Below are 13,043 nucleotides of genomic sequence, written 5' to 3'. Positions count from 1 at the left end.
CAGGCTAGTCCCAGCCGAGTTCGTGCAGCCGTGCGTCGTCGATCCCGAAGTGGTGGGCGACTTCGTGAATGACGGTGATGCGGATTTCGTCCACGAGCTCTTCCCTCGTTTCGCACATCCGGGTCAGCGGGCCGCTGAAGATGACGATCCGGTCCGGAAGGGATCCCGCACCCCACCAGGAGTCCCGTTCGGTCAGGGGCGTGCCGTCGTAGAGGCCCAGCAGTTCCGTCCCTGGGTCTTCGTGCGGGCCCGGGACGTACTCGTCCTCAATGAAGACGGCGACGTTGTTCATCGCCTTGGCGAGGTCCTCAGGGATGGAATCCAAGGCGTCGTCGACCGCGGCTTCGAAGTCATCAAGGCTCATCTCAATCGGCACTTTTCCACTGTAGCCGGGAGTGCCCGGAACCCGATTTTGAAGATCGCGCGAGTAGGCCCTATAGTTTTATAAGTCCGCAGCCGGGAAACACGACTGGAACCGGGAAGTTTTCGGTGCCAGTCAGGTTGAACGCTGCGTGTTCTGAGCCCCCATCGTCTAGCGGCCTAGGACACCGCCCTTTCACGGCGGCGGCACGGGTTCGAATCCCGTTGGGGGTACTCACGGAAGTGGTAAATCACCGGCCGAAAAGCTGGTAGAGTTGACACTCGTGAAATGCAAGGCCCTGTAGCGCAGTTGGTTAGCGCGCCGCCCTGTCACGGCGGAGGTCGCGGGTTCAAGTCCCGTCAGGGTCGCTCAGATTTTCTGAAGCGATTTGGAAGATCTCGGTGATCATCTTTTCGATGATGCCCGGCTCTGTAGCTCAGTTGGTAGAGCGTTCGACTGAAAATCGAAAGGTCACCGGATCGACGCCGGTCGGAGCCACCAGCTAAAAACCCCGTACTCAGTGAGTGCGGGGTTTTTCTTTGTCCGGGACGGGGTCTTGGATTCTTCTTCCTTCGCTGTTGCGGCTGTGGTTTCATGCGAGAGGATGGATCAAACCGCCGGCAGGCCCTGCCAGGGCCGCCAGAGGAGGCGACATGCCCGGTTTGCAGACGGCCCCGGGCACGCCGGGCCCGAAACAGTTCCAGCCATGAAACCGGCGCGCGGAGACGGTGCCAAGGACGGCGCCAAGGAAGTCCCATTCAACGGGCGGCTGGCGTTGCTGCTGGCCATGGCTATGTTCGTGCTCGTGGTCGACACCTCGATCATGAACGTCTCCATCTCGGCGGTGGTGCACGACGTCGGCGCCACGGTGAGCGGCCTGCAGTCGACCATCGCCCTTGAGGCGCTGGTGTCTGCCGCGTTCATCCTGATCGGCGGAAAGATCGGCGACCTGTTTGGGCGCAGGCGGGCCTACGTGACCGGACTGGTTTGCTATGCCGTCGGTGCCGTCGCGATGACGCTGGCACAGAGCCTGCTGCCGATCATTGTCTTCTGGGCTGTGATCGGCGGACTGGGGGCGTCGCTGCTGCTCCCTTCCATCCAGTCCCTCATCCACGGCAACTTCGAGGGAGCCGCACAGCAGCGGGTCTATGCGCTGGTTGGTGCCTCTGCGGCGATCGCCGCGGCGGTCGGGCCGCTGCTGGGCGGCTTCATCACCACGTTCCTGTCCTGGCGTATGGCCTTCCTGCTCGAAGCCCTCGTCATCGCCGTCGTGCTGGCCGGCATCAAACTCGTTCACGATGTTCCCTATGAGGGGCCGCGGACCCTGGATGCGGTCGGATCGCTGCTCTCCATCCTGGGGATGGGCGGGATCGTGCTGGGCATCCTGGTCTGGCAGGAAGGCGGGGAAGCGGTAGGGGCGCTCCTGGCCGCCGGCGCCGCCGGGCTGGGCTCGCTCGTCTACTGGCTGGTCCGGAGGAAACGACTGGGGAAGCCCACCTTGCTGGACCCGGACCTCTTCCGATCCAAAGCCTTCCGGTTTGGTGCCACGGGCCAAATGCAGCAACAGATTGCCCTGGGCGGCACCATGATCGTGCTGCCCATCTATCTGCAGATGGTGCTCGGCTACAACGCCATGGAATCGGGGCTGTCCATTGCCCCGCTCTCCCTGACCATGTTCGCCGTTGCACTGTTCGCTGGAAAACGGGCGGGAAAGCATCGACCCGCCCGCCTGATCAGATGGGGCTTCCTGCTCCTGGTCGCCGGGCTCGTGCTGCTCCTTCCCGTGATACCGCGCGCGGACTCCGGCTGGTGGCTCCTTCTCCCGCTGCTCATTGCCGGGGCCGGGCTGGGGCTGCTGGTTTCCCAGTTGAACAACTACACCCTGTCCCCGATCTCCGACGAACGGGTCAGCGAGGCAGCCAGCGTGAACTCCGCCGCCGGTTCCTTTGGCCTGTCCTTCGGGCTCGCGTTTGCGGGCGGCATCATGCTGGCGGCGCTGTCCATCATCTTCACCGGCCTGGCCGGGTCCAGCACGGTGCTCCCGGCCGCTGAACAGCAGCAGGTGGCCCGGGTGCTCGAAGACGACGCACAGCTCCTCAGCGACACCCAGCTCCAGGAGCTCCTCACCGGCCAGCCGGAGCAGATCCAGGAGGAAATCCTCCGCATCAACACGGAGGCCAGGCCCCTTGCCCTGCAAATCGCGCTGTCCATCCCGATCCTCGCCGGAACCCTGGGCCTGCTGACGTCTTTCCGGATGCAGCGCCTCCCGGACCCCAAGCCCAAAGCCGGCGGCGGAATAGTCCTGGACTGAGGAAAGCGGGCCGCCGCGGGGGAGTATCCGGCGAGGCCCTTTCTTTCGTCCAGCGTCCCCGGTTCACTGGTAGGTCCGACCAATTGGAGGACGAAGATGTTTCCAAGCACCGAAAGATACGACTGGGATTCAGTAGGCCCGCACGAAAACCTGGAGCTCAGCGAAGCCGAGTGCTGGTCGCTGCTCGCGGGAGCGGATACCGGACGCGTGGCGTTCCTGCAGGACGGCAGGCTGATGGTTTTCCCGGTGAGCTACCTCGTGTATGACCAGTGCGTATATTTCCGCACCAGTGCCGACAGCGGACTGGCCCTGCTTCCGGGGGATCTGAACACGTCTTTCCAAAGCGATTCCCACGACGTCGGCCGCATGGAGGGCTGGTCGGTCCTGGTCAGCGGGCCAGCCAACCGCATCCAGGACGAAACGCTGCTCACGACGTTGTGGGGTCTCCGCGCGCAGTCCCCTTACGGCGGGGGTGCGCGCAACATGTTCGTAGGCATCGCGCCGTCCGTGCTGACCGGCCGGCGGGTGCGAATGGGGTGACCCTTCCCTGCCCAACGAAGCAGGTGAGGGGCTAGGCTTGGCTCTTATGGATGATGCCCAGAAGAATCCCGGGGCCGGTCCCGCCGATCCGGCAGGAATCCCCGCTGTGCCGATGCCGCCAGTGCCGCCCCCGCCGTCCGGCGTGCAGCCAGGCTCCGGCGTGTCCGCTCCGCCGCCTGGTCCCGGGCCCAAGCCGCAGGAACCCGCCCCGGTCCCTGCCGGCCAGGGCGCGGGAACGGGTGCCGCTGAAGCGGCAGCCCCAGGCGGCGGCAAGACGGCCATCGCCGAGCAGGCTGTGGCAAAGGTTGCCGCGATAGCCGCACGCTCCGTGCCGGGCGTCCACGCCCTTGGCACAGGCGGTGCACGGACGCTCGGCGCCGTGCGTGACGCTGTCGCCGGTTCTGACAGCAGCGCTACCGCCGGCGTGCACGTTGAGGTCGGGGAGACGGAAGCCGCCGTCGACGTGACCCTTGTTGCGGATTACGGCCAGCCGCTGACCGGGATCGCCGATGCGGTGCGGACCGCTGTGTACGCAGCGGTAGAGGATTTGGTGGGGCTGAACGTAGTGGAGGTCAATGTCTCCATTGCAGACGTGCACCTGCCAGAAGCCCTGGACAACCGCGGAACCAAGCGTCCCGCCGGTACCCCCAGTGCTGAATAACGACGAACGAAGTAAGGCAGGAACAATGAAACCGACCGTGGTGGGCATGGCCGTAGGTGCCGTGCTGGCCTTCACTGCCCTTTTGTTCGACTTCTGGGGCTTCCTGCTCATGGCCCTGTTCATCGCTGCCGGAGCCTTTTTCGGTCGCGCCGTCGAAGGCAAAGTCGACTTCCGCAGCGTACGGGACGCCCTGACCGGACGCCGTTCCTCCTCGTGAGCGCTGCCGTCATGACGCCGCGGGCGACTCCGCGCACGGCGCGGGGGCTGGCCGGACACAACCGGATCAGTACCCAGGCCCTGACCAGCACGGCCCAGGCAGTTGCTGCCGAGCACTTCGGCGTCCCGGCCTCCCTGGTGCGCGTGACCTGGAGTGACGACGAGGGCCTGCTCGCCCTGTCCATGAGCCTGCCCGTCACCATGCCGCCGCTCGAAGCAGTGGCTAAGGACCCCTCCCTCGTGGCACGCACCGGCGGGTCAGTCTGGGAACGGGTGCACGGCGCGAAACCGGTGCTGCTGCAGCGGATTACCTACCTCACCGGTTCGATTCTTTCGCTGGTCGATATTCGGGTCACGGGCGTCCGCGTGCAGGAAGGGAGCCGGGTTCGATGAGCCACGTAACGGACGCCGGTCCCAAAACTCTCTCCAGCGCTCCCTCCGATGCCGCTGCCAAGCGGATCGTTCGCCGCGAAACCCATGCCGCCCGCACCGTGCCTGCCGTCATTGCAGCTGTCCTCGGCATCCTGCTGTGCCTGTACGTGCTCCTGGAATCGGTGCTCCAGTCCCTCGGCCAGAAAGAATGGCTGATCGATCCGCCCACGTTCGCCCACTGGCTGGCCGGCCTGCCCCGGGACTCCGATCCGCTCATCCTCGGCCTGGTTGGCGCCCTGATCTTCCTCTGCGGACTCTGGTTCTTCCTGATGGCTGTGTTGCCCGGACGCCGTGCCCGGTACGCCATTCCCAACCCGCGTGCCGCCGTCGTGGTGGATGCCGAGGTGCTCGCGGCCTCGCTGGCTCGCCGCAGCCGCCTGGCCGCGGGCGTCACTGCCGGCCAGGTGCTGGTGACGGTGGGCCGCACCCGCGTCGAGGTGCGCATCCGGCCGACCTCCGGTATCCCGGTCGATGCTGACGCCGTACGTTCGGCAGTAGAGGACGAACTCGCGCTGACAGGTTTGGAGCCGCAGCCCAGCGTGCAGGTCCAGGTCTCGACTATGGGGGCGATCGGGCAATGAACCGCACACCCCGCACCCTGAACCGTGTCCTGCTGGGCCTCTCCGGCCTGGTCCTGCTCGCGCTCGGCACCGGCCTGATTCTCTTGAGCGCCGATCCGGCAGCTGCCCGCTGGTGGGGGAACACCGGCCCTGCCCTGATGGCGGACGGCGGCCGGGTCCTGGCAGACACGGCCATGCCCGGCCAGTCCCAAAGCTGGCTTTGGCCGCTCCTGGCGCTCGCCATGGCCCTGTCCGTGGTCCTGCTGGTGCTGTGGATTTCTGCACAGGGCAGGGGACGGGTGGACACGCTGGTGGAAGAGTTCGACGACGACGGTGCCCCGGGCCGGATCGCCATCAGCGGTGCGGTTCCCGAGCAGGCGCTGAGGGCTGCCCTGCTGCAGGATCCGGACGTCACGTCGGTGGCCGTGAGTACATGGTCCCTGGGCCGCGGCGGCAACGGGCTTCGCGTACGGATCACTCCGCGGCAGGGGGCCGCGCCGCACCTGATTGCAGCCGACGCAACCAACCTCGTCGACGCGCTGGACAGCGCCCTCGGCCGCAGTTCCACGGTGCTGATCAGTCTGGATGCAGGACGGCGCTACCGCCTTGGCCGCGAGGAGCGGGTCCGCTAGGGGTTTTGCTCCGGTGATCGCTGGCCCGCGTGGGCATGAATCTGTGGGTCTGTGGAGGGCTAGGAGGCGCGGGCGAGCTGGCGGATGGGAATCCAGCGGCCGGCCAGCCTGCGGTAGGCCGCGGCGGCACCCGTCATGTCGCCGTCGGCCAGTGATTCGATGCCCAGCCGCACATCAGACGGTGAATCGTCCGGATAAACCAGCTCGGCAACGGGCCCGTAATCCAGCTCCAGAACGGCATCCGGCGAAAAAACTTCCAGCCAGGCGACCAGGTCGGTCAGTTCATCAAGCAGGTCCAGTTCGGGTGCTGCCAGCGCCAGGGCGGCTGCAGCGTGCCGTGCCCGGTCAATGCACTGCGGGATCGGCGCGGACATCCGCACCGTGAGCACCCGGCCATCGTCCTCCACGACGTCGGTCGCGTCGTCCTCGTGGATCAAAATGAACCAGCCGAACGGCACTCCCCACGTCGCTGACCGGGTGTGCAGCTTGGCCAGCGAATCAGCGAACGAGTCAGGGTCGATGCGCGCGGCGTGGGCTTCCCGGGCCACTTCCGGCAGCAGGACATCGACCAGGGGACCGTTCACGGTCTCACCCAGGGACTCTGCAGCGAGCGAGGTCCGCACGGCCAGCTGGTTGGGGCAGTACAGGCGCGTCGTGCTGCCGTCAGGCCGCGGATGGTGCAGCACCCGCACCAGGTCACCGGAGGTGTGGGGAAAAGGATCCGACACCGGCCGGACGAGCCGGCGTACGGCGTCGCTGCGTTCCAGGACTTCAGTCTCATGCCGTGCGCGGGAACGTTGGTCGAGGATGCGCAGCTGCTGGGCGTCATCGAACGCATCCAGCGGTTCATAGACGCGCAGATAGGACACGTACGGGAAGGTACGCCACGCGGTAGCCTCCGGTGCCCCTGCCACCGCTAGTCCAGTTCCACGATCACGGGTGCATGGTCGGAAGCGCCCTTGCCCTTGCGTTCCTCGCGGTCGATGCTCGCACCCGTGACCCGGGCCGCCAGGGCGGGGGAGCCCAGCACGAAGTCGATGCGCATGCCCTCCTTCTTCGGGAAGCGCAGCTGCGTGTAATCCCAGTAGGTGTAGACGCCGGGGCCCTCGGTATACGGGCGGGCCAGGTCATGGAAGCCAGCGTCGAGGAAGGACTGGAAAGCGGCACGCTCCGGCTCGGTCACGTGCGTGGCGTTCTGGGCGCGGAACCAGTCGATGTCCCAGACGTCCTCATCCCGCGGAGCGATGTTCCAATCGCCCATCAGCGCCAGGTTCAGTTTCGGATCGTCCTTGATCCATGAGGCAGCCTGGTCCTTGAGGATCTTCAGCCACTCCAGCTTGTACGGCATGTGCGGATCGCCGACAGCGCGGCCGTTGGGAACATACAGGCTCCAGACCCGCACTCCACCGCAGGTGGCACCGATGGCCCGGGCCTCAGCGGCCGTGGTTTCCGCGGTCTTGCCGAAGTGCGGCTGGCCCGGGAAAGTGCGCTCGACGTCCTCGAGCCCCACCCGGGAAGCGATGGCGACACCGTTCCACTGGCTCAGGCCAAAATGGGCCACTTCGTAGCCGTTGAACTCGAAGACCTCCCACGGGAAGTTCTCATCCTTCGCCTTCGTCTCCTGGATGGCCAGGACGTCGACGTCGGAGCGCTGCAGCCAGCCTTCAACGCGGTCGGCACGGGCGCGGATGGAGTTCACGTTCCAGGTAGCAATCTTCACCCTTGCTACGTTACCCAATCAGGGCACGGGGGTCCTACGGGCGTGCATGTGTCGTTTCTCCTTCGTGGGCGCGCCGGTAGGTGCAGGGTGTCCGCCGCCCGCCGGGTGTCTGCCGCCCGGACCGCCCCCGTAGGTGCCCGGGTGGCCACCCGGCGGGCGGACCGGAACGGCGCCAACGAAATTCCTGTGCTCGCAGGGCTCGCAAGGAATATGAAAGCCGCCTAACCCGGCCTGTCCGCCGGGCGGGTGGGTGCGCAGCGCGGTCATGCGGGGCCCCCTGGTGGAACCCTGTACTCAGCCGCGTGGGTGAGGGGCGGACGGGTGCGTGCGTGGCCCGTCGAATGCGGGAGCCATCCTCTGGTTGCGCATCCTGTGGGGAGATAACGCTGGATGGGGCGGGGTCCGCCAAACCATTGGGGAGATAACGTCGCTTAGGGGGTCGAATAAGAGCGTTAACTCCCCAAAGGATGACGGGGGACCCCTCTAAAGACCGTTATCTCCCCACAGGATGATTGGTTCAAAGGTTTACCGAGCTCAGGGAGTGCCGTGGGACCGGAGCTGCGTAGTGAGTGCGTGGGCGTGCTTCAGGAGAAGGCGGCCGAGTTCGGGGCGGCGCTGCTCGGTGAACCGTGAGCCGATTCCGGTGAGGCTCAGGGCCCAGGCCGGCTGGCCGGCACGATCGAAAACTGCAGCACCCATGCCCCAGCTTCCCGTGACAATGAGTTCCGGGTTCACGGCGTAGCCGGCGGCACGGGTTTCGGCGATCCTGTCCCGCAGCGCTTCACGGCCGTGCGCCGGGCCGAACTCCCGGGTGAGATCGGCAGCGGACAGGTAGCGTTCCACGGCGTCTTCCCGCAAGAACGCCAGGATCGCGAGCCCGGCCGACGCAACACCGAGGGGAAAGCGTTTGCCTTCGAAGAGCACGAACGAGCGGATGGGAAACGCGCCGTCCTCGCGCAGCAGGCACACCGTTTCGTCACCGCGGCGGACCGAGAAAAAGGCGCTTTCCCCGGTCGCTTCGGCCAGTGCCTTCACATGTTCCCGGGCGACGCCGGTGACGTCGTAGCGCTCGGCTGCCACTGACCCCATCAGATACAGTTCCGGACCCAGAAGCCAGCGGCCGGCTGAGCGGTCGTGATCCAAGAAACCCTCCTCCGCGAGGGACGCCAGGAGCCGGTGGACGGTCGGCCGCGGCAGGGAGGTGGAGCGGGCGACGTCGCTGGTGCTGATTCCGTGCGGCACGGCCGCACTCACCGTGCGCAGCACCTGGGAAAGGCGCCGGACCACCTGTGCGCCTTGGACCCCGTTTGCTATGTCCATATTATGAACACCTTTCCCGTCGACGGTCACCATCTGAGCACTTTCTCGCTGCACGCACCAATCCATTGACCTTGGATTCCACGTCAGACTACCGTCCAAGGATCCACGCTCCGTGGTCCACATTATGGTCGGAAGGATGCCGCTATGGGGTCAAAAGTGTATGAGAGTACGGCGGAGGCCCTGGCAGGCACCGTCCGTGACGGCATGACGATCGCCGTCGGCGGTTTCGGGTTGAGCGGCATTCCCGGCAACCTCATCGCGGCACTGCGGGACAGCGGGGCCACCGGGTTGACCATCGTTTCCAACAACATGGGCGTGGATGGCAAGGGTTTGGGCCTGCTCTTGGAAAACCGGCAGGTCCGAAAGGTCCTGGGGTCCTATGTGGGGGAGAACAAGCTCTTCGCGGACCAGTACCTTTCCGGCGATCTGGAGGTGGAGTTTGTTCCGCAGGGCACCCTTGCGGAGCGGTTGCGTGCCGGAGGGGCCGGTATCCCGGCGTTTTACACTCCCACCGGAGTGGGCACGCCGGTGGCTGAAGGCAAGCCCGAGATGGAGTTCGACGGCCGACGGGCGATTCTGGAACGCGGAATCGTGGCGGACCTGGCCCTGGTCCGGGCGCACCGGGCGGATCCGGAGGGGAACCTCCGGTACCGGATGACGGCGCAGAACTTTAATCCCCTGGTGGCTGCTGCGGGACGCGTCACCATCGCCGAGGCGGAAGAAATCAGCCGGGACTACCTTGAACCTGACCGGATCCACACGCCCGGCATCTACGTGCAGCGTGTAGTGGCCGTGGAGGATACCCAAAAGCACATCGAGCAGCGGACCGTCCGGGTCCGGGTGGAGGCCTAGATCATCATGTGGACACGGGACGAAATGGCGGCCATCGCCGCAGCAGAACTGCAGGACGGGCAGTACGTCAATCTCGGCATCGGCATTCCCACCCTCGTGGCGAACCACCTGCCACCCGGCGTCAGCGTTTTCCTGCAAAGCGAGAACGGGCTGCTGGGCATGGGCCCCTTCCCCTATGAGGGTGAGGAGGACGCGGACCTGATCAACGCAGGAAAGCAGACCGTCACGGTGCTCCCGGGCGGCAGCTTCTTCGACTCGGCGACGTCTTTCGGCATGATCCGCGGCGGGCATGTGCAAACGGCTATCCTCGGAGCGCTGCAGGTTTCCGCGGCCGGAGACCTGGCGAACTGGACCATTCCCGGCAAGCTCGTCAAGGGAATGGGCGGCGCCATGGACCTGGTTGCCGGCACCCCTCGGGTCATCGTCATCACTGACCACCTGGCCAAGGACGGATCATCCAAAATTGTCCCGGAGTGCGACCTCCCGCTGACCGGCGTCGGCGTCGTGGACCGCATCATCACCGACCGCGCCGTCTTCGACGTCGAGGACGGCGCCCTGATCCTCCGCCGCCTAGCCCCGGGCCTGGAAGTATCCGACGTCGAAGCCACCACCGCGGCCGCCTTCACCACCCAGCTGGACTCCCTCAGCCCGGCTTAACTGCGCAACTCGAGGACGCTCCACCGGGTCCGGACAGGCCGGGTTAGGCGGCGCTCTGCCGACTCACCGGACGGGGCAGAACCGGGTCCGGACGTGCCGGGTTAGGCGGCTTCCCGCCCTGCGCACACCCACGAGTCGGCTGCTGGCCCCGGGTTAGGCGGCTTTAATACTCCAAGCGAGCTCTGCGAGCGAGGAGTTTCGTTGCCGCCGTTCCGGGGACAGCTGCCCCTCAGACGCCTACTTCCACCAGGAATCAAGCAGCGAAACCGGGGTCGTCCGCTTGTGCCGCGTCATCAGGTACCGCTTCTCGATCTTCTGCGCGGTATCCTCGGCGACTTCCCGGCCTTCGAGGTAGTCGTCGATCTCTTCGTAGGTGATGCCGAGCTCGGTCTCATCGGTCTGGCCGGGAACGCCGTCGAGCAGGTCAGCGGTCGGCGCCTTGCCCACCAGCTTCTCCGGAGCGCCCAGGGCCGCGAGCACTTCCCGCACCTGCCTCTTGTCCAGCGTGAACAGCGGCAGGATGTCCGCTCCGCCGTCGCCGTACTTCGTGAAGAATCCGGTGACGGATTCGGCGCCGTGGTCGGTGCCGATCACCAGCAGGTTGTGCTCTCCGCCGAGCGCATACTGCGCCGTCATGCGGACCCGGGCCTTGATGTTGCCCTTGTTGAAGTCGCTGATGCTCTCACCGCCCATGGCGGAATAGGCCTTCTCGAAGCCATCCACTGCATCTCCAATATTGAAGGTCCGCAGGGTCTTGGGCTGGATGAAGTCGAGTGCGGCCTGCGCGTCGTCCTCATCGTGCTGCACCCGGTAGGGCAGGCGCAGGGCGATGAAATCGGCGTCGATGCCCTCAGCGTTCAGTTCCTCAACGGCGAGCTGCGCCAGGCGGCCGGCCAGGGTGGAATCCACCCCGCCGCTGATGCCCAGGACGAACCCTTTGGTGTGGGAGGCACGCATGTAGTCCTTGAGGAAGTCCACCCGGCGGCGGATCTCGGCCTGCGGGTCGATACTGGGGCGCACGCCCATTTCGGCAATGATCTGTGCTTGTAGTTCGCGCATGGCGTTCAGCCTATACAAGTCGGTCTTCCGCGGGGGAGGCCTCCTGCACTCTGTGACGTGCTGCGGCCTCCCTGACAGGGGCTGCCGCCGGGCGCTCCGATAGGATTACGGGCATGACTTCGCCGCAGACTGCCGCCGCCCGTGCCCGCCTCCTGGAACTGATCAAGGAGCTTGCCGTGGTCCGGGGAAAGGTCATCCTTTCCAGCGGAAAGGAAGCCGACTACTACATTGACCTGCGCCGGGTGACCCTGCACCACGAGGCTTCCCAGCTGGTCGGCGAAGTCATGCTGGACATGATCAACGCCGCCGGGATTTCCTTCCAGAGCGCCGGCGGACTCACCATGGGCGCCGATCCCGTGGGCACTGCCGTCATGAACGCGTCAGTCCGTGCCGGCGGCACCGTCGATGCCTTCGTGGTCCGCAAGGCGCAGAAGTCCTACGGGATGGGCCGCCAGGTGGAAGGCCCTGATGTTGCCGGCCGCGACGTCGTCGTGCTGGAGGACACCTCGACTACCGGTGGCTCCGCGCTGACCGCCGTGGAGGGTGTGCGCAACGCGGGAGGCAACGTCGTGGCGGTGGCCGTGATCGTGGACCGCGACACGGGCGCCAAGGAGCGCATAGAAGCAGAAGCGGGCGTTCCGTATCTGTTCGCCTTCGGCAAGGACGAGCTCGGGCTCGACTAATTCGTCTACGCGGTAACGGGAGCCTATGACCGACGATCCAGCCAAGCTCCTCCGCAGCGCGGAGAGCCTGGGACGTTTCTCCCGGCGGCGGTTCCTTGTAGGGGCCGGCGCAGGCCTGGCGCTGGCAACCGACCTCTTTGTCACCCGGCTGATCCAGGAGCAGCGTGAGCAGCTGGAAATCATTCCAGTGCGCGACGACGCGGCAGCCTCACGCTTTCCACGGGCCATGTGGTTCCTCTTTCCGGGCTACAAAACAAGCTGGGAAGAGGCTGTCTGGATCCTGAATTCACTGCGTCCGGCGCTGGCCACCCGCGGCCAGATGGCGGCCGTCGGGTACTCCAACAACGGTCTGGACGTGGACGTCATCGAAGCAGAAGTCTTCCGTCACATCCGAACCCGGCGGATCAACCGGGTGTACTTCTATGGCCACAGTTTCGGCGGCATGCTGGCGGTAGAGATGGCGGCGCGGCTGCTGGCCCGCGGAGTGCAGGTGGAACTGATCATCCTGGACTCCAGCCCCTCCGGGCGTTTCGATGTCCTGGATGCCCGGATGATCGAAGGCGTCGTCCTGCTGTACGAGGCCGGCTACCGCATTCCCAGCGCCCTGCGAGGCGGCTATGAGCTGGGCGAGCGGATCCTGCACAAGGACGAACGCAGCTGGAATACCGTGGTGGACCAGACGCTGGAGCAGCTCTCCCCGCTGGCGCCGTCGAGCGTTTTGATCCAGTCGGAATCGTCCTACATCTACCATTACGACGCCGCGGCCTACGCGGGTGCCATCGGGGACGCCGACCTCGCGTACATAGGCAACCCGGACGACGCGACAGTGAACTACTACACGGCGCGGGCCCGCTGGACGGAGCTGTTCGGGGCGAACATGGTGGCGAATTCGCTGATCACCCGCGGGGCACTTCCGGCACATGCCAGTCCGCAGTGGAATCCGCTGATCTACCAGGAGGTGGTGGATCAGGTGCTCACTGCCTATGCCCCGCTCCCGGCTGTGGGCGGCGGCGGGCAGAAGAAGCCCTTCTAGCCCGGG

General features: G+C 66.0%; 16 protein-coding genes and 3 tRNA genes. 14 read left to right on the top strand and 5 right to left on the bottom strand.

Going from position 1 to position 13,043, the window contains the following annotated elements; translation table 11 throughout:
• Positions 1-4: 4 nt before the first annotated feature.
• Positions 5-364, bottom strand: coding sequence for a metallopeptidase family protein (locus TVB01_RS01855; protein ID WP_422453834.1), 360 nt, complete (start codon positions 362-364; stop codon positions 5-7).
• 157 nt (positions 365-521) lie between these two features.
• Between TVB01_RS01855 and TVB01_RS01850 the strand changes: the two genes are divergently transcribed.
• The 10 genes from TVB01_RS01850 (at position 522) to TVB01_RS01805 (ending at position 5,713) form a co-directional block, all read left to right on the top strand.
• Positions 522-594 (top strand) — tRNA-Glu (locus tag TVB01_RS01850).
• A gap of 61 nt (positions 595-655) precedes the next feature.
• Positions 656-729: transfer RNA gene (locus TVB01_RS01845), tRNA-Asp, on the top strand.
• A 57-nt stretch (positions 730-786) separates the two neighbouring features.
• Positions 787-862 (top strand) — tRNA-Phe (locus tag TVB01_RS01840).
• Positions 863-1,067: 205 nt separating this feature from the next.
• Positions 1,068-2,672 carry an MFS transporter gene (locus TVB01_RS01835; RefSeq protein WP_422453658.1) on the top strand — a complete coding sequence of 535 codons (1,605 nt, stop codon included), beginning with the start codon at positions 1,068-1,070 and terminating at the stop codon, positions 2,670-2,672.
• Between the two features lie 96 nt (positions 2,673-2,768).
• Complete coding sequence (locus TVB01_RS01830) at positions 2,769-3,212, top strand: pyridoxamine 5'-phosphate oxidase family protein (protein WP_422453657.1); 444 nt, start codon at positions 2,769-2,771, stop codon at positions 3,210-3,212.
• Positions 3,213-3,258: 46 nt separating this feature from the next.
• A complete protein-coding gene (locus tag TVB01_RS01825) occupies positions 3,259-3,873 on the top strand; it encodes an Asp23/Gls24 family envelope stress response protein (RefSeq protein ID WP_422453656.1) in 615 nt (204 codons plus the stop codon).
• A gap of 25 nt (positions 3,874-3,898) precedes the next feature.
• Positions 3,899-4,090 carry a hypothetical protein gene (locus TVB01_RS01820; RefSeq protein WP_422453654.1) on the top strand — a complete coding sequence of 64 codons (192 nt, stop codon included), beginning with the start codon at positions 3,899-3,901 and terminating at the stop codon, positions 4,088-4,090.
• Positions 4,087-4,482, top strand: a complete 396-nt coding sequence (locus TVB01_RS01815) for a hypothetical protein (RefSeq protein ID WP_422453653.1) — start codon at positions 4,087-4,089, stop codon at positions 4,480-4,482. Before TVB01_RS01820 ends, TVB01_RS01815 begins: the two co-directional genes overlap by 4 nt.
• Positions 4,479-5,102 carry a DUF6286 domain-containing protein gene (locus TVB01_RS01810; protein WP_422453652.1) on the top strand — a complete coding sequence of 208 codons (624 nt, stop codon included), beginning with the start codon at positions 4,479-4,481 and terminating at the stop codon, positions 5,100-5,102. The genes TVB01_RS01815 and TVB01_RS01810 overlap by 4 nt, the downstream gene beginning before the upstream one ends.
• Positions 5,099-5,713, top strand: coding sequence for a hypothetical protein (locus tag TVB01_RS01805; RefSeq protein WP_422453651.1), 615 nt, complete (start codon positions 5,099-5,101; stop codon positions 5,711-5,713). Before TVB01_RS01810 ends, TVB01_RS01805 begins: the two co-directional genes overlap by 4 nt.
• Before the next feature lie 59 nt (positions 5,714-5,772).
• Here the strand turns inward: TVB01_RS01805 and TVB01_RS01800 are convergent, their stop codons facing one another.
• The 3 genes from TVB01_RS01800 to TVB01_RS01790 all read right to left on the bottom strand — a co-directional run bounded on the left by TVB01_RS01800 (position 5,773) and on the right by TVB01_RS01790 (position 8,753).
• Positions 5,773-6,627 carry a hypothetical protein gene (locus tag TVB01_RS01800; RefSeq protein WP_422453650.1) on the bottom strand — a complete coding sequence of 285 codons (855 nt, stop codon included), beginning with the start codon at positions 6,625-6,627 and terminating at the stop codon, positions 5,773-5,775.
• Positions 6,628-6,629: 2 nt separating this feature from the next.
• Positions 6,630-7,433, bottom strand: a complete 804-nt coding sequence (locus tag TVB01_RS01795; RefSeq protein WP_422453649.1) for an exodeoxyribonuclease III — start codon at positions 7,431-7,433, stop codon at positions 6,630-6,632.
• A 534-nt stretch (positions 7,434-7,967) separates the two neighbouring features.
• Positions 7,968-8,753, bottom strand: coding sequence for an IclR family transcriptional regulator (locus tag TVB01_RS01790; RefSeq protein ID WP_422453648.1), 786 nt, complete (start codon positions 8,751-8,753; stop codon positions 7,968-7,970).
• A gap of 144 nt (positions 8,754-8,897) precedes the next feature.
• Between TVB01_RS01790 and TVB01_RS01785 the strand changes: the two genes are divergently transcribed.
• Together TVB01_RS01785 and TVB01_RS01780 are read left to right on the top strand one after the other, a co-directional pair.
• Positions 8,898-9,605: a CoA transferase subunit A gene (locus TVB01_RS01785; protein WP_422453647.1), complete on the top strand. Its 708-nt coding sequence runs from the start codon at positions 8,898-8,900 to the stop codon at positions 9,603-9,605.
• 3 nt (positions 9,606-9,608) lie between these two features.
• The gene (locus TVB01_RS01780) at positions 9,609-10,262 is read left to right on the top strand and encodes a CoA transferase subunit B (protein ID WP_422453832.1); all 654 of its coding nucleotides are present in this window, start codon (positions 9,609-9,611) and stop codon (positions 10,260-10,262) included.
• 237 nt (positions 10,263-10,499) lie between these two features.
• On the opposite strand, the gene nadE is transcribed toward TVB01_RS01780, so the two are convergent.
• The gene (gene nadE, locus TVB01_RS01775) at positions 10,500-11,321 is read right to left on the bottom strand and encodes an ammonia-dependent NAD(+) synthetase (RefSeq protein ID WP_422453646.1); all 822 of its coding nucleotides are present in this window, start codon (positions 11,319-11,321) and stop codon (positions 10,500-10,502) included.
• Between the two features lie 113 nt (positions 11,322-11,434).
• Here nadE and pyrE point away from each other — a divergent pair, with 113 nt between their 5' ends.
• Together pyrE and TVB01_RS01765 are read left to right on the top strand one after the other, a co-directional pair.
• Positions 11,435-12,004: an orotate phosphoribosyltransferase gene (pyrE, locus tag TVB01_RS01770; protein WP_422453645.1), complete on the top strand. Its 570-nt coding sequence runs from the start codon at positions 11,435-11,437 to the stop codon at positions 12,002-12,004.
• Between the two features lie 25 nt (positions 12,005-12,029).
• Positions 12,030-13,037: an alpha/beta fold hydrolase gene (locus TVB01_RS01765; protein ID WP_422453644.1), complete on the top strand. Its 1,008-nt coding sequence runs from the start codon at positions 12,030-12,032 to the stop codon at positions 13,035-13,037.
• The last annotated feature ends 6 nt before the right edge of the window (positions 13,038-13,043 follow it).

Source organism: Arthrobacter sp. 7Tela_A1 (assembly GCF_049311065.1).
In the GTDB taxonomy this organism is placed as follows: Bacteria; Actinomycetota; Actinomycetes; order Actinomycetales; family Micrococcaceae; genus Arthrobacter_B.
The sequence above is the reverse complement of the archived record's forward strand: the minus strand, read 5'-3'. Positions and strand labels throughout refer to the sequence as shown.

Coding starts and splice junctions, on each gene's coding strand:
- TVB01_RS01805 (WP_422453651.1), top strand. CDS start 5,099: ATGAACCGCACACCCCGCACCCTGAACCGTGTCCTGCTGGGCCTCTCC.
- TVB01_RS01820 (WP_422453654.1), top strand. CDS start 3,899: ATGAAACCGACCGTGGTGGGCATGGCCGTAGGTGCCGTGCTGGCCTTC.
- TVB01_RS01825 (WP_422453656.1), top strand. CDS start 3,259: ATGGATGATGCCCAGAAGAATCCCGGGGCCGGTCCCGCCGATCCGGCA.
- TVB01_RS01785 (WP_422453647.1), top strand. CDS start 8,898: ATGGGGTCAAAAGTGTATGAGAGTACGGCGGAGGCCCTGGCAGGCACC.
- pyrE (WP_422453645.1), top strand. CDS start 11,435: ATGACTTCGCCGCAGACTGCCGCCGCCCGTGCCCGCCTCCTGGAACTG.
- nadE (WP_422453646.1), bottom strand. CDS start 11,321: ATGCGCGAACTACAAGCACAGATCATTGCCGAAATGGGCGTGCGCCCC.
- TVB01_RS01790 (WP_422453648.1), bottom strand. CDS start 8,753: ATGGACATAGCAAACGGGGTCCAAGGCGCACAGGTGGTCCGGCGCCTT.
- TVB01_RS01830 (WP_422453657.1), top strand. CDS start 2,769: ATGTTTCCAAGCACCGAAAGATACGACTGGGATTCAGTAGGCCCGCAC.
- TVB01_RS01810 (WP_422453652.1), top strand. CDS start 4,479: ATGAGCCACGTAACGGACGCCGGTCCCAAAACTCTCTCCAGCGCTCCC.
- TVB01_RS01855 (WP_422453834.1), bottom strand. CDS start 364: ATGAGCCTTGATGACTTCGAAGCCGCGGTCGACGACGCCTTGGATTCC.
- TVB01_RS01835 (WP_422453658.1), top strand. CDS start 1,068: ATGAAACCGGCGCGCGGAGACGGTGCCAAGGACGGCGCCAAGGAAGTC.
- TVB01_RS01765 (WP_422453644.1), top strand. CDS start 12,030: ATGACCGACGATCCAGCCAAGCTCCTCCGCAGCGCGGAGAGCCTGGGA.